Source organism: Leucothrix mucor DSM 2157, from assembly GCF_000419525.1.
Lineage (GTDB): Bacteria > Pseudomonadota > Gammaproteobacteria > Thiotrichales > Thiotrichaceae > Leucothrix > Leucothrix mucor.
Window position 1 is genome coordinate 3,376,554 of record NZ_ATTE01000001.1, and the last position, 24,029, is coordinate 3,400,582.

Consider the following 24,029-nt stretch of genomic DNA (forward strand, 5'->3'; position numbering starts at 1 on the left):
CTGCGATTAGCGCCAGACAGTTAAAACGCCCAAGTAACGACACGCCACCTTCTAACCTGTAACTGAAATTGTGTATGCAAACGAGTATTAAATCCAAAGTTCCTGCCATTGATAGCACCGTGAAGATTCTCGATCTGCTGGCAACTTCCGCCTATCCGCTAACATTATCAGAGATTTGCGAACAAACTGAGCTGCCCCCAGCCACGGGCCATCGGGTGATTAACTCCCTGCTTGCGCATCAATTTATTGCGCTGGACCCAGGCCGAAAAAAGGCTTACTGCATTGGCTCGGGCATTTTTCAGGTGGCCTCAACCATCTATAAACGCCAGAGCATTATTCCGTATTTTTACCCAATCGCTGAGATTCTGAAAAACGAGATTCATAAAACAATCTTTCTGTGTGTGCCGGTGGGCAATAAAGTGGTCGTAGTCTCGACGGTAGAAAGCCCTAGCAGTAATGCCTTTAGTATTTATGCGGGGCAAACTATGTCACTGCATCAATCAGCCTCGGGCAAGGCGATTTTATCGATGAGCCCGGCGGACTTTCAGCAGCGCTACTTTAAAAGCGAGCTAAAAAACCATCCGGAAATGGAAGGCGATATGCAGCAGAACCTGGATAGCGTGGCGCGCGCCAAGCGCTTGGGTTATGCAGTCACCGATGGTGAGGTCGACCGTAGTGTGAGCTGCATTGCTGCGCCCATTTTGAATTTGCGTAATGAACCGGTGGCGGCGATCAGTGCGGCGATTAATGCCGAGCATTTGAGTAGCGAACGGGCGAGAGCTTACTCTAAAAATTTAGTGCAAGCGGCTCGCCAGTTGTCTTCGCGGATTATTTAATGATGGATATTTCAGCAGTCAGTTTTACCGCGAGCCCATCCTTTCATTTTAGTTATGTGCCGCTTCCAAAGGGAATTACCTGATGTGTAATTCACTCTTGTGCCTTTTCCTTCTTTTTGTATGCTAGCAACCAACCACACATTAGAAGACCCTAGCTCGGCCCCAGTCACAACCATAACTTTTCCTTTACTGCCGGATAAACTCGAAACAACGTTTTTGATGTTATTCTGCTTAACCATAATCCGAAGCAAGGAAGATTACCCCGAACAGTATATTCTGGAAAAACCGGATGAATTAATTAAAATCTCCCTTAAGTACTACCCAAAATAGCAGAGTGGTTCGTCCACTTCTGCATACAAGCTCAACTGTTATCAGGAGGAAAAGTGAGTAACGATTTAGAACCAAAGAAATTCAGCAAAGACAGAGGCTTAAGTATCGCTATTTCTTTAATTAACGAACTTGTGAACATTGACGAGCTATCACCAACTGACAGAAAGCTCATAACTGATTCGCTAGCGCTACTAGCGCGTATCAGGAAAGATAAACCAGATACGAGAACCAAAGAGCCTAATCCTCGTAAAGTTAGTAAAGCCAGTTTTAAAAACTGCCCAATCTGCGATTGCCAACTGAATACCAAGAACTATGACTCACACATTGCTAAAGTACACGGCAATAGAGATAAAACAATCCCGAAGAGCCTGAAGTCAGTTAAGCTCATTTCGAAGAGGGGAACTCGTTTGGTTGGTGACCATATTTGCTCTAATTGCAGAATTAAAACATCAAACCCTACAAGGTATGCACAGAGCAACATCGGGGAGGTCGTTTTATGTGGGCGCTGCAAGACGAGAGTTAGAAATCGATCCTTTGAATCTAAAAAAATCGACGCGCTTGATATAGCTACAACAGGAGGTGGATTTGAAACTAACAGAAGAAGGCACTGAGCATTGGGGCCGTTTATTGTTTTAGATGTATTCGTTTTAAAGCAGACATTCTATTGATGCTGTATTAGTATATATTCGTGATTCGCGAATAGAGAAGGCAATGCTAAAACCTCAAGATATCGTTATTTTACTAAAATTAGTGGTTCTGGACTCAGAGTCTTGGTCTTATGCAAGCTTAGCAAAACAGCTGGGTATGAGCATGTCCGAGGTTCACGCCGGTATTAAGCGAAGTGTTGTCGCGCAGTTGGCCGTAAAGCAAGGTCAATCAGTGACAGTCAATCACCGCAATCTATTGGAGTTTTTAGTTCATGGTGTACGCTATGTGTTTCCTCCGATACGAGGTGAATTAACACGAGGACTGACAACTGCCTATGCGGCTGAACCATTGGTTAGTTACTTTGCCGGTAGTGCGGAGCCACCTCCAATCTGGCCTGATAGTGAAGGCAACACACGCGGAATCGCTTTGACGCCGTTGTATAAGTCGGTACCATTTGCAGTAAAGCAAGATAACAAACTCTATGAATTACTCGCTTTGGTGGACGCTATCCGTGTCGGGCGAGCCAGAGAAAGACAGCTCGCAGTTCGTGAGCTAACTGCACGTCTGAGTGAAAATGAGGAGCGTTATGCATCCTAATATTCAAATACTGACATCAGCCGCTAATAGCCTTGGTGAGTTAACCAATGATCTAGTATTCCTGGGAGGCTGCGCGACAGGGCTTTTAATTACTGACCCCGCTGCCCCTGAAATTCGGGTCACACGTGACGTGGATGCTATCGCACAAATAACTACCCGAATGGAGTATTACCAACTAGCAGATCAGCTCCGTGCTTGTGGTTTTCACGAATCACAGGAAGACGGCGCACCGCTGTGTCGTTGGGAAAATGCAGAGGTTATTTTGGATGTGATGCCTACAAATGAGAATATTCTGGGCTTTAGTAATCCGTGGTATGAAGGTGCTATTCAAACGGCAGAGATGGTCAGCTTGCCAACAGGCGAAACAATCAAGCTCGTTTCGCCCGCTTATTTTCTGGCAACCAAATTGGCTGCATTTTATGGTCGGGGCCGGGGCGACTTTTTGATGAGCCATGATATTGAAGATATTGTTGCGGTACTAGATGGCAGACCAGAGATTGTGGCGAATATTCAGAAAGCGGATGACGTAGTCAGACACTACCTCTCAGAGCAGTTTACGGCCTTGCTAAAAAGTCGTGACTTTGTTGAGGCTATTACCGGGCATTTGCCTGCTGATTCTGCCAGTCAGAAAAGAGTCACACTGCTGATTGAGCGAATCAGGCAGTTAAAATAGGTAGAATTAACACATGGTCGGTCTTTTTGTTGGGCATCATCACCACAAAACCAAGCCGATCAGACTCAGTGATAACAATAACTATTGCGCAGCGGCGAGCTAATCGCCCACACCGCGCTAGCGCCCTGCTCAATCGTTAGAAAGTCCCCCGCTTGCAAATCCACTTGTGAGCCATCGGCAAAGCTCAAAACGGCACTGCCCTCATTCACATATAAGGATACTGTTCGATCATAATCATGACTGAACTCCGCATCCGCACACTCCCAAATATCCCAATCGACAACCTTGCGCTTGGTATCTTCAGTGGCCAGTCGGCGTTTAAAACATGCTGCATCAATCAGTCGTTCGGTAAGACGAGTCATAGCGTTCTCCGTTTAATTCATAGTACTTGGGCTGTATAAGCTTGGGCTGTTTGAACAGCCTATCTTGATCAGTTTGAGCGGTGATAATCAACAGACTCCGGCGGCAGTGGCGCATTACCCAAAATCATATCCGCCGCCTTCTCTGCAATCATAAACACACAGGCATTAATATTGGCACTGGGCACACTCGGAATCACCGAGGCATCCACAACCCGCAAACCATCAATCCCACGAAACTTTAATTCCAAATCAACCACTGCACGCTCATCGCCATCCGCCCCCATGCGCGCAGTACCACAGGGGTGATACGCCGAGGAGGCATCTTTACGGATAAACTCATCCAATTCCGCATCGGTACGAACCTGCTCACCCGGTAAATCCTCACGGCGATGAAACGGTTTAAAGGCCGCTTGCGCCAACAACTCACGCCCCAGCTTTAAGCCTTCACGCATTTCATAACGGTCGCGCTCAGTGGCTAGATAATTGGGATCAATCAGTAGCGCATCATCGGGATTCGCAGAGGCCAAACGCACGGTGCCACGGCTTTCAGGGCGCATGGTTCCGGCCCCTAAGCGATAGCCATTTTTAGCCGGATTCGGAATCCAGTTTTCACCAAAGAACACCGGAAAAAAGTGGAACTGAATATTAGGATGCGTAACCGTCTCATCACTTTTTAAAAACGCCCCAACATGACATTGATTCACCGCTGCCACACCACCTTTCCACGCAAACCACTGGATGCCAGCCCATACCATAAGGTGCGGCTTCAGGTATTTATTGAGCGATACCGGCTGATCCGTTTCCACCTGAATATGCGCTTCCAGATGATCCTGCAAATTCTCACCCAGCATCGGCGCAGAGTGAACCACGTCAATACCATGCTCACGCAAATGCGCTTCCGGCCCAATGCCCGACAGCATTAAAATCTGCGGCGTACCAAACACACCGGCGGCCATAATCACTTCTTTATCGGCCGACACAATGGCTTGGCGCTTACCCTTCACAAACTCCACACCAGTCGCGCGGCCATTTTCAACCACGACCCGCAACACTTTCGCGCCAGTCACCACATCCAGATTGTCACGCATCGCTTGCTCATGCAGATAAGCGCGTGACGAACTGCTGCGATAGCCTTTTTCCACCGTCATTTCAAAGCGGCTGACACCTTCCTGCCTAAAGCCATTTACATCTTCCGTCAGCTCATGACCCGCTTGCTGCCCTGCTTCTAGAAAGGCAGCATTGAGAGGATTAAGTTGTTGCTGAACTTTCACCCCAACCAAACCGGCATTATTGCGATAGGCATTCGCAGGGCCATCGCGTCGCTCAAACTTTTTAAAATACGGCAAGCAATCGGCATAAGACCAACCGGTGCAACCCTCCACCGCGGCCCAATCATCATAATCACGCGGATTGCCACGCAAATAGGTCATGCCATTAATCGACGAAGAGCCACCTAGCGCCTTACCACGCGGCTGATCGATTTCACGATTATTCAGGTGCTTTTGTGGGGTCGTCTTGAACCAGTAGTTATATTGACTGGTGGGCTTAAAGGCAGAGCGCAGGCCAGCTGGCATCTGCAAAATCCAGCTACGATCATTGCCACCATGCTCCAATAACAACACGGAATATTGACCGGACTCACTGAGGCGATGCGCCAACACACAGCCCGCCGTTCCCGCGCCCACAATAATGTAATCATAACGATGCTTCACAGATAGCTCTCCTCAAATGGACAATCGGACAATGGCACGGGGCCTTCGTTGGTAATCAATACTGGCTGCTCCAGCTTCACGCCTTCATCGCCACCCACTGCGCCAATATAGCTTTCCACGCAGACCGTCATGCCTTCCTCAAACTCACCGGAATACTGCCACGTCGCATGATCCTGAGGGTAATACACCAAGGGATACTCCACCCCAAAACCAATCCCATGAATGATCTCGGCATAGCGGTTTGGCACATAAATATCCGGCATTTTCCACGATTTCTCACCAAACTCATGGAAGCCAACGCCCGGCTTTAGCAAGGCCATATTGTGCTGCAGCTGCTCGTAGGCCTGACTGTATAAATGACGCTGCTCATCGGTCGGCTTTTTATCGCCCACCACAAAGGCGCGGGTCTGATCGTTAAACATGCCATCGGGGCCGATCAGGTCGGTATCAAAGACCAGCATTTCGCCGTTTTCAATAATCTTGTCGCTGGTCTCGGTAAACCATGGATTGGTGTGATGGCCGGATGACAGCAAGCGGGTTTCCGGCACTTCGCCGCCGTGCTCCATATTGTATTGCGTCAGCTTCGAGAGCAGGAAGTTTTCAGTCACGCCAGGCTCAGCATGCGAGCGCATAAAGGCCACCGCATCGGTACACACTTGCATGGAATTTTTAAGAATGGCGATCTCTTCCGGTGACTTAATCGAGCGGGCAACCTCCAGCGGTGCTTTGGCATCTTTTAAGGTAATCCCGTGACGTTGCAGCGCCAACGTTGGGAGTAAATCGGCCCGATCAATCCCCAGCGTTGCGCCCTTGCCGCAAGTGGAGCGCAGCAGATCAACAATCTCATCCGCCCATTGATTCGCGTGCTCTTCTGCCCGATTACCCGAGCCGAAAAAGTCCCAGCTTTTGGCCGGGCGCGTTTCATCAATGGTTTCAAGATCACCCGATAAGTGTTTAGCGCCGCCGTAATCAAACAACACAACCGGGCCACTCACCGGTACAAACACATAGCGCGCCAAGTTGTGCGAGGTCCAAACCTGCATATTGCGGCAGCCGGTGGTGTAGCGCACATTGAGTGGGCTGTAGAGCACCGCCGCATCCATTCCGAACTCAGCCAGTAACGCTCGGGTGCGATTTAAGCGGTAAGCTCTAACGCTTTTTTGATCGATAGTCGTGGGTAATTGCAGCATGTTTCGCCTCCGGAATTCATTGCAGATGTTGCCTGATCGTTCGGAGTTTCGGCGCTTACGGTCATTAAAGCAAACTAATCAATTTCAATTAGTGATCAATAATTATTTAATGATCGATTCTTGCTGATCGCACTATCAATACATCGGATTGCCGTTTTTGGTTTCGGCCGGAATCTCCTGAATCGAATCCCAATGCTCAACGATTTTACCGTTATCATCAAAGCGGAAGAAATCCATCGTGATGTACTCGTCACCATCTGGCCAAGCCTGATGAGTGTGCAGCGCAACCAAATCACCCTCTGCAATGGCACGCACAAACTCAATCGTCTTGCCTGGATAGTCCCGATCCATTTCGGTGAAGTAATCGATAAATGCTTGTTTGCCATCACCTACTGCTGGATTGTGCTGGATGTAGTCATCACCGACGTATAGTTCGACCGCTTTTTCCGGGTCGCCAAGGTAGGCGGTTTTGTAGAAGGCGATGGCGTTTTGTTTGTTGGTTTGTAGATTATGATTCATGTGATTTCCTTCCGGGTAACGTTGGGTCTGTTTATTGCTTTAGGTAATTCCACGGATTGAGCAATCGCAGATCAGGCAAAAAATCGAAGTCTTTAGTGTTTCTCGTCACCAGCAAACTATCCGCTGACCGAGCCACGGCTGCAATCATCATATCTTCAACACTCATTGGACGACCTACTTGGCGAGTATAGATAGCGATATTGGCATACTTGGATGCAGCATCGCAGTTGTATTCTAGGCACCGCTCCGGAAACAACTCAAACACAGCAGTCGCAGCTTGCTGAAGTTGCTGCTTTCGCTTGCCATCATCGAGTAAGCCAATTCCCCATTCGATTTCCGCTTTACTAATCGCGCAAAGGTACAAGTCCGTTTCAAGCTGTTCATCTATCCACGACAGCACAGAGACATCAGGTTGCGCTTTCATTAGTTCGGAAATGACATTGGTATCAAGCAAGATCATGAATGATCACCTGAAAAATCAGGTGCGGCACGTGGCATTGAACGCGGTGGCAAATCTAAATTAATCGGCCCACTGATTGCCATTACGGTTTCGTGAATACGGCTGCCGAGACCTTTTTTAACCGTTGAAGCGCTCAATGCTTGCTTCAAGATGCGACGGACTTCTTCTTCCATCGACCAGCCATGCTCCGCCGCTCTGATACGGAGCTGTGTTTTGACTGAGTCGTCTATATTTCGAATGGTGAGCATCGCCATGTTTAAGCACTCCGATAACTAAAGATAGATTTCATTGTACTCAATGAATGCATTGCATTCAATATAAAGCACTTCAAACAAAGCTTCCAATAAATTAGATTTACCACTACCGTTTTATCTACCAAGATTTCAACGAAATTTTCTTCATCAAAAGTCAGCCCGAAGTTTCTCGGAAACTTATAGGCAGCTTCATAATTGATGTCTAAAAGGCTATGCCTACTCAACTGCAAACAACGGCCAATCAAAACCGAATATGAAACCCGCAATCGACCTAAATCTAATCAAAACCTTCCTAACCGTGCTGGAAGAGCAAGGCCTGAAGCCAGCCGCCGAACGCTTAAATAAAACGCCCGCCGCGATCAGTGTTCAGATCAAAAAGCTAGAAAGCCTGCTAGGCAAGCGCGTATTGGAGCGCAATAACCAAGGCATCGTACTCACCTCAGCCGGTGAAACACTGCGTCGCAAAGGCTGTGTGCTAATGCAGCTCAACTACGAGCTATTGGGAGATTTCAGTGGTAGCGAGCTGAGCGGGCCATTAAATTTTGGCGCACCGACAGATTACGCACCGACGCTATTAAACAAACTGTTGCCGATCTTCCAGCAGGAGTTTCCCCATGTCGCGCCCAGTATTAGCCTTGAGCCCAGCCGCATATTGCGCCCACGTGTACAGTCCGGCTCATTGGATATGGCGATTCTAGCCTGCGAGCCAAACCACGAGGAAGGCCATGCATTGTGGACTGAGGAAGTGACTTGGTATGGCAATGCGATGGAGGCCGATGGCAAAATCCGCGCGGGCGTTTTGAGCACCAATTGCATCTTGCGGGATCGCGCTCTGGAAAAGCTGCGGGAGGCAAGCAGCGGCTTTAATCTGGTACTGGAAGCGGCGACCGTTGCCTCGCTCAGAGATGCTGTGGAAGCGGGATTTTGTCAGGCATTTCTCCCCGCTTCACTGGAAGGTCAGCTGAAGCGCTCGGAGGCATTTAGCGACTCACCACCGTTGCGATTAACATTTTCGCTGGTTGGCAATGATCGTTTTAAACAAAATGATATGAGCAGCATTGCGGATCAGTTCAGGCATTCGCTGGAAGTCTGAGCCTAGTCTCACCCCAGAGCAATTCAGTAAAGCCATCGTTCGCAAAAACTTAAACCAGTTAAAAAATCCCAAATAACGCTTCGGCTTGATACCGACTTGCTAGTCACCCCCGTGAGGCTAAGATGAAGTAGGACGGATTCATTCACGAAACCAAGCCCTGAACCGCAGAAGGAAAAGAAGCTAACTCCCCATCACCACCTACTAACAACTCTGCCGCAACCACTGAGCGTTGTTCGTCTAGCGTTTCGAGGTGGTCGATATCTGCAACCACCTCAGCCATGCGCTTACGGCGCTGATTTTTAAGATACGGGTGATTGAGATTTAACAGCTCAATCGTTCGTATGGCACGAGCAAGCGCTTCATCAGTCAACTCCGAGGCAGGAACAATCTCACCACTTTCTTCTAAATAGAGAAAATACCCCTGACAATCCGCTTCCAACGGTGAAATAAATAACTCGTCATACTCATTATCTTTTGCGTGTCCACCAAATAGCTCACGATGGCTTAGGTCATCCTCAGGCGACTCATCCACAAATACGTCTTGCTTGAGGCGCTTTAAATCCAAATCATCCAGCACCGAGATCACTAAGTTGTGATAATCAAACGTGCTCTCAGGAAATAGGCTCTTCGGTTTTATATGCTCGATATGACTGCCATGATCAGTTGAACCTGTCGCAGTCCGAGTAACCCGAAATGCCTTAATGTTACACTCCGTATACGCACACAAACCTTGCTGCTGTAGAAGCAATTGATTTCGCACCACACGTTTTCTACCAAAGCCATTCCAACACTCTGTTGCTTCTTCCTTAGTGGTTGGCCGCCCTTGGTTATTCTGCCTGTCCAAGGCATTACTGCCCAATTCCGTCTTTTCGATAAATCGCATGAGGCTACAATCCTTTACGACGAATCTTACGGTCGGCACGGTTTAGCTCTTCATGCCCCTTACCATAAAGCACTTCAAGCTCTCCCCGCAATATCACACCCTTCTCAGTCGTATGCTGCCCTAAATCAATCAGGTTCATATACTCCCTGAGCTTTAACACACGCTCCAATGGTGGGCGTGGCTCAACCTGCATTAACTCAAGCAAAGCATCCTGGCTGGCAATACCATAAGTCTCGCCAATGGGGTTTTGCGTCCAGCCCTTACCATCTTCCAAATGAATCAGGTGAACGGATTCCTTCCTTACCGTAGTCAGAACTTGCGGACTGTGACTGGTCACGATGAATTGGATATTCGGAAATGCTTCTAATAAGTTTTGTAACACCAGCTGTTGCCATTGAGGATGCAAGTGCATATCCACCTCATCGATCAGCACCAGACCGTGTGTCTTAGTGACCGCTTCACCTCCTAAGTGCGGATTAAGCCTGACACAACGATAAGCAATATCAGCCACCAAACCAATCATATTGCGTACACCATCGCTTAGCTTAGAAACCGCCACATTCCCTTGCTCAGGATGTGTCGCGACAACCTCTTTTTCGCTGGCGCTGTAACGCATGTTCGACCAACCAGATGGTGCCAGCATGATATTCACCGCCTGACTAATTGCCAGTAACCGAAGCTCACGCACACTCGGCTCTCTGATCATTGAATCATCCGAAAAGCCTGACTTTTCAATCTCGCGTAGCTTTCTTTCTAACTCAGCAATAGTCTCTTGCTGAAGCCATCTGGCAAACGCCGTATAACTTGACTCAGGATCCATGCAGTCGCGATACCCTTCAAGCCGGCTGGTACTGCTCAACGACGCTTCTTTTTGCGAGGAAACTTGCTTCTGCTTCCATAAACGTCCCGTGCCGTAGTAACCAAAGACAGGTAAATCTACCGTCACATTATCCTGCACATTATCCTGCAAACGTTTAGCAACATCTTTGAGTGTTTTAACTTGTGTGGTTCGACCTTTGAGTGTGTTTCTTGAACGTTGCCACTCACCCGGAAAATCTTCAATGTAAGAATCAAACGCGTGGCATGCTATCGTCACCGGAAACTGATGTTCCATATTAAACCCGCCATCCTCTGAGGGATCACGATGCTTGGCCAGATGGATTTCCTGATCACTAATACCACGATCAACGCCAGTGCCCATGGCTGAAAAAAACTGGCCATAGCCCACTGAAATGGCATCCAGTAACGAGGTTTTACCATAACCATTCAAACCCACTAAGACATTGATACTTTCATTAAATACACCATCGAATTGTTTAAGGCCCCGAAAATTTTGGATGGACAACTGTTTTAGTTTCATAGCGTTTGGTCAAGTTGGTTTTTAGCTAGTATGCCACAGATGCTAGTCTGAGCTTATAATGAATCCGTGCTAGTGGGTCTGTCTCCCTTAGTAATTCGCGAATAGCATCCTATGTACTATTTTGACATCAAAACACTTTAGTAGTCGGCGGAAGTTCCACTTGGTACTGAGGGGGGAGAGCTCTGATAGTTTGGATAGTAGCTCTGATAGTTTCGGGGAAAGCTCTGATAGTAAGAGTAGTGTTTACAATGAGATTCAATTAAGTATTGTTGAAGCCATTGCCAAAAAGGATGTCGAGCAAGCCTATATAACAGTTGGTTCCGAAATCACACGAGGTGAATAAGATGAAAGAGAAATTAGCACCCTTTAACCTTGACTCACTGGTTGAGGATTTGAAAGAAGCTGCACTGCAGACTGATGCCAGAGCACGGGTGAAGTCCATCCTGAAAGGTACGGTAGAAGATCCCCAATGGGTCAGCGAGACGATACCAACATTTGAGGAAGATGATGTCATTTTATTCGAGGATGACACGGTCTCGATCTGGCATTGCCGGTTTGTGGCAGGTCAATCAGTACCGCCCCACGATCATCAGATGGTTCCGACTATAGCTGTTTACCAAGGTGCTGAACGTAATGCCATGTGGGTGAGGAATGATGCCGGTGGCATTGATAAAAAAACCGAAATCGTTGTCAAGGCGGGTGATGTATTACAGGTCGGTCCGACCGCTATTCATTCCGTTGCTCGTGATGGCGACACAGACTCCTGCGCCATTCATGTGTACCTCGGCAAACTTACAACGGTGGATCGCTCGTTATTCGATGTTAAAACCGGCGAAGAAATGCGCTTTAACGACGACAACTATGATCGTTTAATTAGTGCGGACCTAACATGAGTACTGAAACGTTGGATGTCAGCCCCTCCCCTAAACTAAGACACGTTGTTAATGCCAAGGGCGAAACGATCAAAGTCCCCGATACTTGGGCGCTACTTGAACCCGGCGATGCGGCGCTGAGCCGACGGATTAAGAAAGACGGCCCAACTTGGACTATGAAAGAGAAAAAAGGCCGGCGACTTTTCTCGAAAGGCATTTGGGCCCCAGCTGATAGAATCGCCGCGCTACGCGCTGAACTGGAGCAAGAACGCCTCGATCCGTCTTATCAAAAGAAACTCGATGCGGGTCGAGCGCGGCGCGAAAAAGAACAAGTCGCCTATGCTGCTGATTTTGGAAGCTCTGTCCGTGATTATTTATCTTTCGCACCAGCTTACGCTGCGCTTGCGGTGGAGATGGCTAAACAAATTGCTGACCATGCCACGCCGGTTGGCAGTGGAACGGTTGCACGCACCAAACGGATTTCAATCGAGCAACGCGCAGAAGCGGCGACCATTGCTTGGATGCGGCACCAGACGACGGCCTATGACGATATGGTGATTCCACGCGTTAAAGGGCAGCGCCGCGAAGTCCGTAAGCAATTGGCGAAGCGCTCCAAGCAATTACTCAATGACTATCGCAATGGCGCTGAAAGGCCTCAGAACTGCCCGTTGGCTGCAGCCTTAAAGACTGACTAATTGACTTGCAAGACCATATAACTGATGACGATGTACCGCAGTAATTTCCCTGCGGTCACCAATAAAAGAAACCAGTGCAGACGAATCCGTAATACACCCGCGATTACGGTGAGTGGGTCACCAATGATTGGCACCCAAGCAAAGCATAAGGAGAGCATGCCGTATTTCTTAAAGCGCTGTTCTGCTCGCAGGAAATCAGCTTCCGACATCTTTAACCACTTTTTCACGACAACCATGCCACCCCAGTAACCGAGGGCATAGTTTGTTAGTGAGCCCAACACATTGCCGGCTGTAGCGACGATTACCAGCACAGTGGGTGACAAACCACTTAGCAGTAAGGCGCTTAAAACAAGTTCGGAGCTTAAGGGTAAAATCGTCGCCGCTAAAAATGCCGAGATGAAAAGGCCAAGCGTGCCGAGTTCTGTGAAGTATTCCATGATGCTTAGCAGCTCGGGAGGCTGCGGTTATTCGACACCGCTTTCTGGGGAGATATTAAACCGGTCATTGTTCAGCACTGGACTGACTAACGATTTGAGTAAACGCTTTTAGCAGGCTACTAATCACGGTTTCATCGAGATCCGCCGTAATAAAAACAAAGCGACTGCGATGGTCGTCATCTGGCCACTCAGCCAACTTAACCGGTGGGTAAAACAAGTGCTGAACGCCATGCAGTACCATCGGCTGATCGGGAGATTCCTGTAGATTCACAATCCCTTTCATGCGCAGCAGATTAGGGCCGCAGGAAAGATTCATCGCGGTCATGGCATCGGTAATATCTCGCCACACTAACGGCTGATCAAAGATAAGGGAAAAACTACGAATACGCCCATCGACACCGGGTGACGCCGTCGATTTGGGGTTACGAATTCCGGTATGCTGCGGCGCTGCTACGGGTGTAATCGCACGGAATTTATCGGCAGCCAGCCATTGCTTAGTCTCAGTGGGTTGCGACTGATGATAGGCACGTAGTTTGTAAACATTGGCAGGGTCTACGTCACCATGCAGCACGGGAACAATCTTTGCCGCTGGGTTTAACTGATTCAGGCGCGCTTTGAGTTGAGCCACCATGGCCTCATCGGCAAGATCAGTTTTGGTTAGCAACAAGCGATCAGCCGTCGCGACCTGTCGCACCGCTTCAAAATTTTCATCCAGTTGCTGATCGGCAAACACCGCATCCACCGTGGTCACGACGCCATCCAAGTACAACCGACGCGCAGCCCAGCTAGAGTTGAGTAATGTCTCCATGATGGAGGTTGGGTCAGCCACGCCGGTGGTTTCAATAATAATGCGCTCATAGTGAGGCACCACACCGCTGGCTCTTCCCATCCATAGGTTTTTCAGAGTAGGCAGGAGTGTTCCCTGAATCTCGCAGCAGACACAACCACCATTGAGCAATGCTATCGGCACATCAATCTTTTCAAGCAATTGGTGATCAATCCCGACACTGCCAAACTCGTTCATAATCACCGCAGTTAGTGGCGGAGTTTGCGAGCGGCCTTCCCAGAATGATGGCTGTAGTAGGTTGTTGAGTAGCGTGGTTTTGCCGCTGCCTAAAAAGCCGGTTAGGACTGTAACGGGGATTCGGGTTTCGGCGGGGTTGTCTGTTTGTGGAGTGGTATTGGGCATAGTAATTAGTAAGTCGATGGTGTTAGCAACCAGCCTAACTTCTCTTTCAGCTCATCAAAGTTTTCGTGGTCATAGTTGTAGGGCGCTCTCGGGAAACCTTTTTGATAAATGCTATTGAGCACGGCTTTAGCATCATCTGGCGCACCAAACTCGGAGCACTTCAGAAAATGTTCGATACAGGCCTTCTTCTCATCATCCAACGTGGACAGTAACAAAGATTCAACATTGCCCAGCTTCGTCTCAGGATTACAGCAGATAAAGGATTGAGCAATAGACCCCAAAACTAACTCATCAATTATAGTGTTCAGCGCTTTTTGTGTGTTTTCATATCCGCCATAAATTCGGTCATTGGCAGGATCATCGGCATCTAATACAAACAGTACCTTATCAATTTGATCCGCTTCAATTTGCTGGATAAGCTCCCGATAATCAGTGTTACCAGCCTTGAAAAAATTACTTTTTCTGCCGATTTTATAGGGTTCAACCATCCCATCAAAATCATATCCAAGGCTATTCGCTAGCTGCTTCATTAACTCAAAGTCTTCCGTGCCCTCATGCAGAATTGCTACTTTCACCAGCCACGTACCTCGCGATTGTCGTCAATGCTATCGGTTAGCATGTCAAAGTCACGAACGATTGCCTTAATCTGCTGAGACTTGTTTTTCACCAAGGTAATTAAACTCACCTCCCGCTCATCTAACTTTTTGGCGACACGGCAATAAGACTCGATGCATTCCTTCGAGTGTGTGGTTGCAAACACCTGAACATTGAGTTCCTTTGAGAGCGTTAGAATGATTTCCCAAAGCTGATCTAGAAGCGTGTAGTGGATGCCGTTGTCTAGTTCATCGATGAAGATATACGTATTTTCAGCTGCAAATAACTCCGTAATAACGGATAGGTAATGCCTCAGGCCATCGCCGAACTCATTCAAAGATCGGTATTCAAAACCACCATCCCGTGATGGCACTTTGCATTGAACGGCGTCACCAATCACTTTGACGTTTTCAATGGAATCATCGAAGCGCGTGACAAATGCATTCACGTCTGATTCACGGTCTTTTTCTTGTACACGTGCATAAGCAAAAATGATGTCTGCCTGACTATCCCGAACATTTGGGATGAAACTAGCGTCATCAATGGCCTTCATACTTTTGATGATTGAAGCGATATTTACTTCACCTTCTGTGAAAACTGTTTCTCTGTCATTGATCCGGCAAATATACAACTTTTCAAGCTTTGGTTTTTGATACTCGAAAGACACATCATTCAAATTCGTTTTACAGTTAATAAGCTCCGAATGTTGTTTAATATGAGCTACAAGATCATCATCGGTTAGCGCTTGCTCAACACTTTCTGCTCTATTCCGATTTTGATGAAGCAACCAAAAGCTAGCGAATAAATGAGGAACATCCTTTGCAAGTGAAGTGACATACATCGCCTCCATCAACGCCGTTTTACCAACATTATTCTTACCTGAAATCAGATTAACTCGCTTCAGCCCATCCACAGAGAAGTTTTCAAAGCACTTGTAACGGCCAATTCTTATATAGTTTGCAAAATGTTCTGGCATGATTGAGTGATCCTAAACGTAAGCCACTGAAATAAGTGTCGTACCGATATTTTAACAGAGCTCGACAAGGGGTGTAACTAAACTAACTGTGAGCGAGTATGTCGTATTACCGTCCCTCTATCGTAGCCATAACCAGATCTTGCAACTGCTCAAGCATCCAGTTTCCAGCGGCATCTAAGTGCTGAGTTTGCGACCAGACAACATCAACGCCTTGAAGAATATGCGCTTTTTCAAAGGAAAGTTCCAAGCACACAAGCTCACCTTTCGACAGTTTTTCAGCAATCACAACCTGACTCAGCAGTGACCACCCCAAGCCTTTTACCACAAGGTCAACCGTTACGTGAGGGCTTTCCAATAGCCAAACCCTAGCGCTCTGTTTTCTGCGCTCATAGACCGTCTCGCTTTGGCTACGGCTGTGGGTAATCAGCTGCCGATAGTGTCGTAAATGAGATTCTTTAACCGGTTGAAGTTTGGTAAGCGGATGCTCTGGGGCGCACACCGCTTGCAAAGTGGAATGCCCAATCCCTTGATAATTGATCCCAGCTGGCGCGATATCTTGAGCAATCATCAACCCGATATTCGCTCGACCTTCCCGTACCAACTCAGCAACATCCCCTGCTCCGGGGTCCAAGAGCTCCAAGGTTATATAAGGGTATTTCTGTTCAAATTCTTCGAGTATCGACTCTAGTGCGGTATTCCAAGTGCTTTGCTCAATCGCCAAGCACAGGTGTGTTTCTGACAAGCTCGTGAGCGAAGAGGCATGCGCAACAAATTCATAGTGGCTCTTGATAACGTTTTTCGCATCGTCAATGAGCGCCCTGCCCGCTGGCGTTAATGTAGGGCTCCGCTGGCTGCGGTCAAAGAGCTGCAAGTTGGTTTCAAGCTCTAAATTAATCACCGCATTACTGATTGTCGATTGCACTTTTCCAAGGTGTCTCGCGGCGGCAGAGAAAGACCCTTTTTCCGCCGCAGCAATAAACGCTTCAAGTTGGTCCAGGCTGATCATGCGAATAGTCTCTGAGATAAAGTATCGATAATGTCGATGATATCTAATTTTAATATATTCACAACATCGTTAATGCTCTGCGTTCGTTTGTTACTTTTTACTCTGGAAATCAAAATGAGCAATAAGATTGTTATTCGTAGCGGTTGGGATCGTCTTCGTTACGCCGTCATGTTTGAACTGGTACTGGTCGCAACCTTTGGCGTTGCACTGTCGTATCTTTTTGAGCGGGCTGCAACGGATACTGTCGCATTGGCTGCAGTTTTGAGTACTAAGGCACTGATCATCAACCTGATATACAACAACATTTACGACCGTGTCGATGCCCGTCACGGACGAATTCCTACGGAACGAACACTGCTTGGTCGCGCTATCCATGCTATCGGGTTTGAGACTATTCTGCTGCTCACCTCTCTGCCAATCATGATGTGGTGGTTGGGGATGTCATTGTGGGAAACCGTGCTACTGGATCTTGGAATGATGAGTTTCGTCGTAGTGTATACCTTCTTTTTTACACTCTTGTATGACAAATGTTTTCCGATACTACAGCCAAGCGCTTCAGTTCAAACGAATATTGGATGATCTTAAAAACAATAGGGAAGATTAATAATGCCGTTAAAAATTGCAGAAAACTGGTACGAACGCCGCAAGGTTGATGAGGACATCACGCTACTGTGGGAACCCCATGTGGTGCCACTCCTTCGCTGCAACATCTGGCATATTCGTGGCCGTGATCGTGACTTACTGGTCGATTCAGGGCTGGGGATATGTAGCTTACGCGAGGCAGTGACCGACTTGTTTGGGCACCAAACGATCGCACTAGCGACGCATTCGCACAACGACCACACCGGCTGCTTTCATGAATTCGAACATCGCGCGGCGCACCCCGCTGAGAAAGCCGAGTTCACTTCGGAAGCGCTAAGCTCCTTGCGTGTTGATAGTATTCCTGACGATGAATTGCGTTACCTTGATCGGGTCGGTTATGGCTTGACCAGTGAGTATTTGATCACTGCGCTGCCCAGCGAAAATTTCCCAGTCGATAGCTGGCAACAGACGGCTGCCCAGCCCACATGGCTAATCGACGAAGGCGATGTGATTGATCTTGGTAATCGTCAGTTCGAGGTATTGCACCTTCCGGGGCATTCTCCCGGCGGAGTAGGCCTATGGGAAGCCAGCACCGGCACCTTGTTTTCTGGTGATACGATCTACGATGGTCCTTTGTTAGATGAACTCCCCGAAAGTGATGTCGAGCGTTATATTAAAAGCATGGAACGGCTGATGAATTTGCCAGTGAAGGTGGTTCATGCTGGACATGATCCTAGCTTTGACCGCAAACGCTTGCGTGAATTGGCACTGCAATACATCAACTCACGGAGTTAATGTGGCGCAGAAGACTTTCCTCGATGACGACGACGCGCAGCTTGATCAACAAGATGATATTGAGCTGTGTTCCGCACAAGTGAGCCGTGCGTTACGCGGTGTGCAATCCGTTCGATAGCCATCTGACTCCTTTATTTTGGCTCACGTCGTTTATAGCCTCGACCATAATAATCAGACCATCTAAACATGCATTATATAGTTTTCATTGAAAATGTTTATCCGATTAGCCCGTTTATCTAACACTCATTGAAGCCTATGATTCACTCCATCAAGTCGCCAGGCTGACCTAAGCACTAGCGGAACACACCCCTCACGGGGAACACATTTTGTTGGAGAGTACACATGAAAGCCATTGGATATACACAGTCATTACCGGTTACAAACGTTGAATCATTAATTGATTTCGAAATGCCACAACCAACGGCAACAGGCCGCGATTTGCTGGTTAAAGTGAAAGCGATTGCCGTAAACCCAGCGGATTGGAAAGTACGTTTATACATGCCACCGGCTGAGGGCGAGACCAAAGTCATTGGTTGGGATGCGGTCGGTGAAGTGATTGCCACTGGCGATGAAGTGACTAACTTCAAAGCAGGCGATATCGTGTATTACGCTGGCGACATCACTCGCCCTGGTAGCAACGCAGAATTCCAGTTAGTGGATGAGCGCATTGTCGGTAACAAGCCAAAGAGCTTGAGCGATGCAGAAGCCGCAGCGCTTCCTTTGACTGCAATTACTGCCTATGAAATTTTGTTTGAACACCTACAAATTGCCAAGCAAAGCCCGGATACAAAGACAAAATCAGACGAAGTGATTCTGGTAACCGGTGCAGCTGGCGGCGTTGGCTCTATCTTGGTTCAACTGGCTAAAGCGATCACTGGCGCAACCGTTATCGGGACGGCTTCACGTGAAAGCTCAGCAGAATGGGTCAAGAACTTAGGCGCAGACTACATCGTTGATCACACCAAGCCACTGACTGCTCAAATTGAAGCACTCGGCATTGGCGCAGTGACTCACGTTGCTAGTTTGAACAGCACCGATAGCTACTTCGAAAGCTACACCGAAGTACTGGCACCATTCGGTAAGATTGCGATGATCGATGACCCTGAGAGCTTGGATATTACTAAGCTAAAAATGAAGAGCTTATCGCTGCATTGGGAATTCATGTTTGCACGCTCTATGTTTAACGCAGCCGATATGATCGAACAAAGCCGCTTGTTGAACCACGTTGCAGACTTGATTGATCAAGGTCACATCAAGACGACTCTGGGCCAGCACATGGGCACAATCAACGCTGAAAACCTGCGCGCTGCACATGCTTCACTGGAAGAAGGCCGCGCCATTGGCAAGATCGTATTAGAAGGCTTCTAAGCTGAACTAAAGATTTAAAGTTTCTCGTACTAAGGTACGACTTTGGGCTAATCACTTTGTGGTTGGCCCTTTTTTTGACCGTGTTTTATACAAAGTCCGTGCAAATTTGAAGTACAACTTCAAATTTGCACGGTTCTGCCTGTGGTTCAAATGGACGTGTTAATAATTTGAAAGCAAGCTTGCTACTTGAAACTGGGATGTGGAAGATTGATCTGGTTGCATCGGCTGCTGGCGAAGCGCCTTGCTAGAAAATGTCCAGACTGAATTAAAAAAGCCTACTCCGGTCGATCAGAGTAGGCTTGAATAAGTAGTTAGGCTTATCGCTTAGCGCAATGCATCAACCACAAAATCCAGTCGATCCTGCCCGAAGAACATTTGATCGCCCACATAGCAGGTCGGCACACCAATTCCGTTGCGCTCAATCAACTCATCCGTATTGGCTTCGACGATCTCGCGGCACTCATCCGCGCCCATCACTTCAGTCAACCCATACTTTGCAATTTGCGCCTCAATAAATTCAGGGTCAGCAAGGTTGGCTTCATCCGCCCACAGCGCGCTACTTAAGGCTGCTGCGGCTTCTAAGCCTAAGCCTTTTTGCTGCTCAGCGCTCAGTACGATGGCGTCTGCTTTGGATTCGTCACAAGGGAAAAAAGCGGGCTTCAGATTAATCGGCAGCGCGAGTCGTTTGCTCCAACGCGCCAACTCATCTAAGCGATATTGCTGCATCGCAGGCGTGCGCTGGCCGACCGGTAAGATACCGATTTCTGAAAACAGGCGCATAATATTGATGGGTTTGAGGTGTAAATTGAGGTCCAAGTCAGCCTGTAGTTTAAGCAGCTGAATTGAGGCGTAACGTGACCAGGGGGAGTTTAAACAAAAGTAGTAATCTACATTTTTCATGCTTCAGTCTCATTGCCGGATAGATAAGTTGCTTATCTGACCTGAAACGTTAGCGGGATGCAATCATTTACACCCCGCTAATGCGGAGACTCATGAATTTTTCTTGCCTGAGAACAGGCTCTTCATTGACTTAAGCACTTCCGTACCACGAATATCTCTGGCACGATTCTCGTAGTAGCGATAATCAATAGAACCACTACCAGTGCGGTTAATGCTAACGTCTGTACTATTTAACTTAGTCATTTTGTAACCTCTGTTTGGGTGTATGGGTGAATCATAGGCCCCTGAAAAAAATCATTCAAAGGACTTAATCTCTTTGCTCACATGAGATATCCTCATCTGTATGCAATCACGCCTACCACTCAATAATCTCAGTACCTTTGCCTCGGCTGCGGAATACTTAAGCTTTCAGGAGGCAGCGGAGTCGCTGTATGTGACACCGTCAGCCGTTAGCCACCAGATTCGTAACCTTGAAAAAGTACTGGGATACAAGCTGTTTGACCGGCTTGATAAGGGCGTTCGGCTAACGGCCAAAGGTGAGCTGCTATTTGCAGATATTAAAACGCCGATCAAGCAACTGCATGAAGCCAGCCGCAAAGCTTTACGGGGTTTGGAGGACAACACTTTATCCCTATCCGTCGCGCCGATCTTTGGCACAGGCTGGCTGTTGCCGCGCTTAAAAGACTTCTACTCAACGCATCCTGAGATTAATTTATCGGTGATTGTGACGACTGAGATGATGGATTTTCAAACCGATGCGCTGGATGCCTCAATCCGAATCGGCAATGGCAACTGGGCCGATCTCGACATACTGAGGTTGCTTGATCTGGAGATCGCACCGGTCTGCCACCCTAGCCTTATCGAGAGAAATGGCGGCTTACTGCGCCCTGAGCAATTGGTGGATTACACGCTGGTTCAAAATGCCTCGATGCCAGGCTTATGGACGGAGTGGTTTGAGTCGGCGGGTATTCAAGATTCATCCAACAATAGCGTGAAATTGCAGGTACAAAACTCGGCGCAAATGATTGAGGTGATCCAGTCAGGCGATAGCATTGGCCTGACGGATAAAAAGTTTATCCAGCAAGATATTGAATCCGGCCGCCTGAGCATTGCCAGCGACAATGTGTTGGTGGGGGGAAATGGCTATTATCTGGTCGCGCCACACTCAGCGAAGGGCTTGCCCTCGCTGCAACGCTTCAGGGATTGGCTTTGCCAGCAGATTGCGCTTTAGGCTCTGGCGACTCGGGAGAAAAAGTCTCGGTAACATGCTGCAAAAAGCGCGACACCGTATCCAACTCCTGCTCACTAAAGCCGACACTCACAGTCTCATTCACGCCTGCCAACAAGCCACAACCCTCCGCTAATACGCGACGGCCCTGCTCGCTAATTTCCATGCGCACGCCTCGCGAATCATTACTGCAGGCCGACTTGGTAATAAGGCCATTGGTTTCCATGCGTCTGGCAAGACCGGTAACCGCCGACTTATCCAGCATGAGTGAGTTGGCCATGTCTTTCATCAGGCAACCATTTTGCTCCTGCAATACATTCAGTGCGGAGAGTTGCACCACCGAAACGCCCAGCTTCGCCTGACTTTGGGCATCTAAGGCCTTCATCATGCAGTGGCGAGCGGTATTGAGTTGGTGCATCAATGGATTTTTGGGTTTCATAGTCTGAGCCATAATTTGCTTATGATTGACGGGCCAACCATCGCTTTGAAAAAATGAATCTTCGCACAAAAGCACGCGATCACGAGAGGTCATCTAATGATCTCCACTAAAAATCCTAATTTCTAATGGCCACTATTAGTGTCTGTCGCAGCAACGGGAGCTAACTATTTGATTGTACACAGCAGATGCCGCAGCCTATACCACGCTATCGGTCATTTCTGGTACGGGGATTCCATCAAAACGTTACGATCACCTCAACAGGCGCAGTGCCTGATCCGCGATTGTACGAAGTGACGCTTCATCAAACGCACCACGACCCAACACACGCATGGCAACAACCATAGCCGATAAACCTTTGGCAGTCGCTTGGGGGTTGAGGTGCTCAGGGAGTTGTTTACGTACTTGAGCCAGCTCAATACTGCGCTGAAAAAAGGCATCAAGCTCGCCCATTCCCTCGCGGATAACCTGATTCACTTCAGCGCCATGCACCTCAAGCTCAGAGGCGGTATTAATCAGGAAGCAGCCTTTTTTGCGAGGATCGCTAATGGCTTCACGAATGATATTATCGAAGAATGTGGTGATCGCACGCTTGGGGTCATCCATCACTTCTAACTGGGCTAGCATGGCGCGACGACTGTCCCGATCATACTTTTGCAGCGATCGAATAAAGAGTTGCTCTTTACCACCAAAGGCATTGTAGAGACTGCCGCGCGTGATGCCCATTTCTTCAATCAAATCAGCCATCGACGCCGAAGCATAGCCTTTTTCCCAAAACACCAGCATCGCTTTGGCAAGCGCGTCGTCTTCGTTAAAGGATTTTTCCCAAGGCATGATGGACTCGTTAGCAAGTGTGAACTGGTAATGAGATTAGCACACTCCGAAGCGATTGATGCAAAAGGCCTGCTGGCAGTGCAGGCATAGCGCCACGCCCGACATTCAGCGCGGCGCTATCAATACTTCTCGGCTACGGTTAGCGCTTATTTTGCTTCAATCGACAGCGCTTCAATAAAGGCATCTACCTGTGCTTCATCCGTTGCCCACGAGGTGACTAAACGAATCACGGATTGCTGATCATCCAGCTTTTCCCACACGTAAAATGCAAACTGTTGTTGTAAGTGTTCGATCAATATATTGGGCAGGATCGGGAAGATCTGATTACTTTCAGTATCGGCTGCCAGCGTATAGCCATTATCGCTGACCGCTTTAGCGAGCTTTTGCGCAAGACGGTTCGCGGTGGTCGCTAACTCAAAGATCAGGTCATTTTTAAATAGCTCCGAAAACTGCAGGCCAAGCAGACGCCCTTTAGCCAGCAATGCGCCACGCTGTTTGATATGAAAGTCAAAATCAATCGCCAACTGTGGATTGGGAATAACAATTGCTTCACCCAATAACGCACCGGTTTTAGTGCCACCCAGCCAGAAAATATCGGTTAGCTCGGCAATATCTTGCAGGCTTAAATCATTGCGCTCAGCGGTGAGCGCTGTGGCCAGTCGTGCACCATCCAACATCAACAGCAGATTATTCGCTTTGCAGACTTCGGACAGCGCTTGCAGCTCGGCTTTGGTATAAATCGTGCCGGTTTCAGTGGCATTGGAGATATACACCACTCGCGGGCGCGTCATGTGAGGAAAGTGCGAATTACTGGCTAATACCGACTTCAGCCCCACGACCGTGAGCTTGCCATCCACCGGTGGCGTGGTCAGAATCTTATGGCCCGTCGCCTCAATCGCACCGGTCTCGCGCAGCTCGATATGCCCACTACTCACCGCAATCACCGACTCATGCGCTCGCAGCGCACTGGCCAATATGATCAAGTTTGCGAGCGTGCCACTGGCGACAAAATACACCGCCGCATCACTGTAGTTTTCACCCAAGTGAGCACGAATCGCATCGCGCGCCTGAGCGGAGTATTCATCATTTCCATACGCGGTTTGCTGAGCCATATTGGTCTCGGCCATCGCCTTGAGAATGTTCGGGTGGCAGCCTTCGCTGTAGTCATCCAGAAAACTGTATTTACTCATGGTGGCTCCG

At 48.2% G+C, this 24,029-nt stretch carries 29 protein-coding genes; 11 read left to right on the forward strand and 18 right to left on the reverse strand.

Annotated features, from left to right (window positions below; genetic code table 11):
• Positions 1-74: 74 nt before the first annotated feature.
• From LEUMU_RS0115380 to LEUMU_RS0115400, 4 genes are all read left to right on the forward strand, one after another.
• On the forward strand, positions 75-836 hold the full coding sequence (locus LEUMU_RS0115380) for an IclR family transcriptional regulator (RefSeq protein WP_022953184.1): 762 nt from the start codon (positions 75-77) through the stop codon (positions 834-836).
• Positions 837-1,219: 383 nt separating this feature from the next.
• A complete protein-coding gene (locus LEUMU_RS0115390) occupies positions 1,220-1,777 on the forward strand; it encodes a hypothetical protein (RefSeq protein WP_022953186.1) in 558 nt (185 codons plus the stop codon).
• A 100-nt stretch (positions 1,778-1,877) separates the two neighbouring features.
• A complete protein-coding gene (locus LEUMU_RS0115395) occupies positions 1,878-2,411 on the forward strand; it encodes a hypothetical protein (protein ID WP_022953187.1) in 534 nt (177 codons plus the stop codon).
• Positions 2,401-3,084, forward strand: a complete 684-nt coding sequence (locus LEUMU_RS0115400; RefSeq protein ID WP_157474360.1) for a hypothetical protein — start codon at positions 2,401-2,403, stop codon at positions 3,082-3,084. Before LEUMU_RS0115395 ends, LEUMU_RS0115400 begins: the two co-directional genes overlap by 11 nt.
• Positions 3,085-3,149: 65 nt before the next feature.
• Here LEUMU_RS0115400 and LEUMU_RS26340 read toward each other — a convergent pair whose 3' ends face one another.
• From LEUMU_RS26340 to LEUMU_RS0115430, 6 genes are all read right to left on the reverse strand, one after another.
• Complete coding sequence (locus LEUMU_RS26340; RefSeq protein WP_022953188.1) at positions 3,150-3,446, reverse strand: cupin domain-containing protein; 297 nt, start codon at positions 3,444-3,446, stop codon at positions 3,150-3,152.
• Between the two features lie 68 nt (positions 3,447-3,514).
• Positions 3,515-5,158, reverse strand: a complete 1,644-nt coding sequence (locus tag LEUMU_RS0115410) for a choline dehydrogenase (protein ID WP_022953189.1) — start codon at positions 5,156-5,158, stop codon at positions 3,515-3,517.
• Positions 5,155-6,348 carry a M24 family metallopeptidase gene (locus LEUMU_RS0115415; RefSeq protein ID WP_022953190.1) on the reverse strand — a complete coding sequence of 398 codons (1,194 nt, stop codon included), beginning with the start codon at positions 6,346-6,348 and terminating at the stop codon, positions 5,155-5,157. Before LEUMU_RS0115415 ends, LEUMU_RS0115410 begins: the two co-directional genes overlap by 4 nt.
• A gap of 135 nt (positions 6,349-6,483) precedes the next feature.
• The gene (locus LEUMU_RS0115420) at positions 6,484-6,867 is read right to left on the reverse strand and encodes a nuclear transport factor 2 family protein (RefSeq protein WP_022953191.1); all 384 of its coding nucleotides are present in this window, start codon (positions 6,865-6,867) and stop codon (positions 6,484-6,486) included.
• A 31-nt stretch (positions 6,868-6,898) separates the two neighbouring features.
• Positions 6,899-7,327, reverse strand: coding sequence for a type II toxin-antitoxin system VapC family toxin (locus tag LEUMU_RS0115425; protein ID WP_022953192.1), 429 nt, complete (start codon positions 7,325-7,327; stop codon positions 6,899-6,901).
• The gene (locus LEUMU_RS0115430) at positions 7,324-7,581 is read right to left on the reverse strand and encodes a FitA-like ribbon-helix-helix domain-containing protein (RefSeq protein WP_022953193.1); all 258 of its coding nucleotides are present in this window, start codon (positions 7,579-7,581) and stop codon (positions 7,324-7,326) included. Before LEUMU_RS0115430 ends, LEUMU_RS0115425 begins: the two co-directional genes overlap by 4 nt.
• A gap of 253 nt (positions 7,582-7,834) precedes the next feature.
• Between LEUMU_RS0115430 and LEUMU_RS0115435 the strand changes: the two genes are divergently transcribed.
• A complete protein-coding gene (locus tag LEUMU_RS0115435; protein ID WP_022953194.1) occupies positions 7,835-8,674 on the forward strand; it encodes a LysR family transcriptional regulator in 840 nt (279 codons plus the stop codon).
• 142 nt (positions 8,675-8,816) lie between these two features.
• Here the strand turns inward: LEUMU_RS0115435 and LEUMU_RS28150 are convergent, their stop codons facing one another.
• Together LEUMU_RS28150 and LEUMU_RS0115445 are read right to left on the reverse strand one after the other, a co-directional pair.
• Entirely contained in the window at positions 8,817-9,557 is a 741-nt protein-coding gene (locus tag LEUMU_RS28150) for a retron system putative HNH endonuclease (RefSeq protein ID WP_022953195.1), read from the reverse strand.
• Between the two features lie 4 nt (positions 9,558-9,561).
• On the reverse strand, positions 9,562-10,917 hold the full coding sequence (locus tag LEUMU_RS0115445; RefSeq protein ID WP_022953196.1) for an AAA family ATPase: 1,356 nt from the start codon (positions 10,915-10,917) through the stop codon (positions 9,562-9,564).
• A gap of 344 nt (positions 10,918-11,261) precedes the next feature.
• Between LEUMU_RS0115445 and LEUMU_RS0115455 the strand changes: the two genes are divergently transcribed.
• On the forward strand, positions 11,262-11,810 hold the full coding sequence (locus LEUMU_RS0115455) for a hypothetical protein (RefSeq protein ID WP_022953198.1): 549 nt from the start codon (positions 11,262-11,264) through the stop codon (positions 11,808-11,810).
• Positions 11,807-12,484 carry a DUF2293 domain-containing protein gene (locus tag LEUMU_RS0115460; protein WP_022953199.1) on the forward strand — a complete coding sequence of 226 codons (678 nt, stop codon included), beginning with the start codon at positions 11,807-11,809 and terminating at the stop codon, positions 12,482-12,484. The genes LEUMU_RS0115455 and LEUMU_RS0115460 overlap by 4 nt, the downstream gene beginning before the upstream one ends.
• On the opposite strand, the gene LEUMU_RS0115465 is transcribed toward LEUMU_RS0115460, so the two are convergent.
• The 5 genes from LEUMU_RS0115465 to LEUMU_RS0115485 form a co-directional block, all read right to left on the reverse strand.
• Positions 12,481-12,921: a YqaA family protein gene (locus tag LEUMU_RS0115465; protein WP_022953200.1), complete on the reverse strand. Its 441-nt coding sequence runs from the start codon at positions 12,919-12,921 to the stop codon at positions 12,481-12,483. The two genes, LEUMU_RS0115460 and LEUMU_RS0115465, sit on opposite strands and share 4 nt — an antisense overlap.
• A 64-nt stretch (positions 12,922-12,985) precedes the next feature.
• Positions 12,986-14,110 carry a CobW family GTP-binding protein gene (locus LEUMU_RS26350; protein WP_022953201.1) on the reverse strand — a complete coding sequence of 375 codons (1,125 nt, stop codon included), beginning with the start codon at positions 14,108-14,110 and terminating at the stop codon, positions 12,986-12,988.
• A 5-nt stretch (positions 14,111-14,115) separates the two neighbouring features.
• Positions 14,116-14,685 (reverse strand): hypothetical protein, encoded by a 570-nt coding sequence (locus LEUMU_RS0115475; RefSeq protein WP_022953202.1) that lies wholly within the window; start codon positions 14,683-14,685, stop codon positions 14,116-14,118.
• The gene (locus LEUMU_RS0115480) at positions 14,682-15,680 is read right to left on the reverse strand and encodes an AAA family ATPase (RefSeq protein ID WP_022953203.1); all 999 of its coding nucleotides are present in this window, start codon (positions 15,678-15,680) and stop codon (positions 14,682-14,684) included. The genes LEUMU_RS0115475 and LEUMU_RS0115480 overlap by 4 nt, the downstream gene beginning before the upstream one ends.
• A gap of 106 nt (positions 15,681-15,786) precedes the next feature.
• Positions 15,787-16,686, reverse strand: coding sequence for a LysR family transcriptional regulator (locus LEUMU_RS0115485; RefSeq protein WP_022953204.1), 900 nt, complete (start codon positions 16,684-16,686; stop codon positions 15,787-15,789).
• An 87-nt stretch (positions 16,687-16,773) separates the two neighbouring features.
• On the opposite strand from LEUMU_RS0115485, the gene LEUMU_RS0115490 reads away from it, so the two are divergent.
• From LEUMU_RS0115490 to LEUMU_RS0115505, 3 genes are all read left to right on the forward strand, one after another.
• Positions 16,774-17,265: a PACE efflux transporter gene (locus LEUMU_RS0115490; protein ID WP_169446440.1), complete on the forward strand. Its 492-nt coding sequence runs from the start codon at positions 16,774-16,776 to the stop codon at positions 17,263-17,265.
• 27 nt (positions 17,266-17,292) lie between these two features.
• A complete protein-coding gene (locus LEUMU_RS0115495) occupies positions 17,293-18,063 on the forward strand; it encodes an MBL fold metallo-hydrolase (RefSeq protein ID WP_022953206.1) in 771 nt (256 codons plus the stop codon).
• A gap of 342 nt (positions 18,064-18,405) precedes the next feature.
• Positions 18,406-19,431, forward strand: coding sequence for a zinc-binding alcohol dehydrogenase family protein (locus LEUMU_RS0115505; protein ID WP_022953208.1), 1,026 nt, complete (start codon positions 18,406-18,408; stop codon positions 19,429-19,431).
• A gap of 324 nt (positions 19,432-19,755) precedes the next feature.
• Here LEUMU_RS0115505 and LEUMU_RS26355 read toward each other — a convergent pair whose 3' ends face one another.
• Both LEUMU_RS26355 and LEUMU_RS28810 read right to left on the reverse strand, forming a co-directional pair.
• A complete protein-coding gene (locus LEUMU_RS26355; RefSeq protein WP_022953209.1) occupies positions 19,756-20,331 on the reverse strand; it encodes a 2-hydroxychromene-2-carboxylate isomerase in 576 nt (191 codons plus the stop codon).
• Between the two features lie 90 nt (positions 20,332-20,421).
• On the reverse strand, positions 20,422-20,574 hold the full coding sequence (locus tag LEUMU_RS28810; protein ID WP_022953210.1) for a hypothetical protein: 153 nt from the start codon (positions 20,572-20,574) through the stop codon (positions 20,422-20,424).
• Between the two features lie 100 nt (positions 20,575-20,674).
• On the opposite strand from LEUMU_RS28810, the gene LEUMU_RS0115520 reads away from it, so the two are divergent.
• Positions 20,675-21,562, forward strand: a complete 888-nt coding sequence (locus LEUMU_RS0115520; protein WP_022953211.1) for a LysR substrate-binding domain-containing protein — start codon at positions 20,675-20,677, stop codon at positions 21,560-21,562.
• On the opposite strand, the gene LEUMU_RS26360 is transcribed toward LEUMU_RS0115520, so the two are convergent.
• The 3 genes from LEUMU_RS26360 to LEUMU_RS0115535 all read right to left on the reverse strand — a co-directional run bounded on the left by LEUMU_RS26360 (position 21,528) and on the right by LEUMU_RS0115535 (position 24,019).
• The gene (locus LEUMU_RS26360; RefSeq protein ID WP_169446443.1) at positions 21,528-21,998 is read right to left on the reverse strand and encodes a MarR family winged helix-turn-helix transcriptional regulator; all 471 of its coding nucleotides are present in this window, start codon (positions 21,996-21,998) and stop codon (positions 21,528-21,530) included. The genes LEUMU_RS0115520 and LEUMU_RS26360 overlap by 35 nt on opposite strands.
• Before the next feature lie 249 nt (positions 21,999-22,247).
• Complete coding sequence (locus LEUMU_RS0115530; protein ID WP_022953213.1) at positions 22,248-22,829, reverse strand: TetR/AcrR family transcriptional regulator; 582 nt, start codon at positions 22,827-22,829, stop codon at positions 22,248-22,250.
• Between the two features lie 146 nt (positions 22,830-22,975).
• On the reverse strand, positions 22,976-24,019 hold the full coding sequence (locus LEUMU_RS0115535) for a threonine aldolase family protein (protein ID WP_022953214.1): 1,044 nt from the start codon (positions 24,017-24,019) through the stop codon (positions 22,976-22,978).
• Positions 24,020-24,029: the final 10 nt, after the last annotated feature.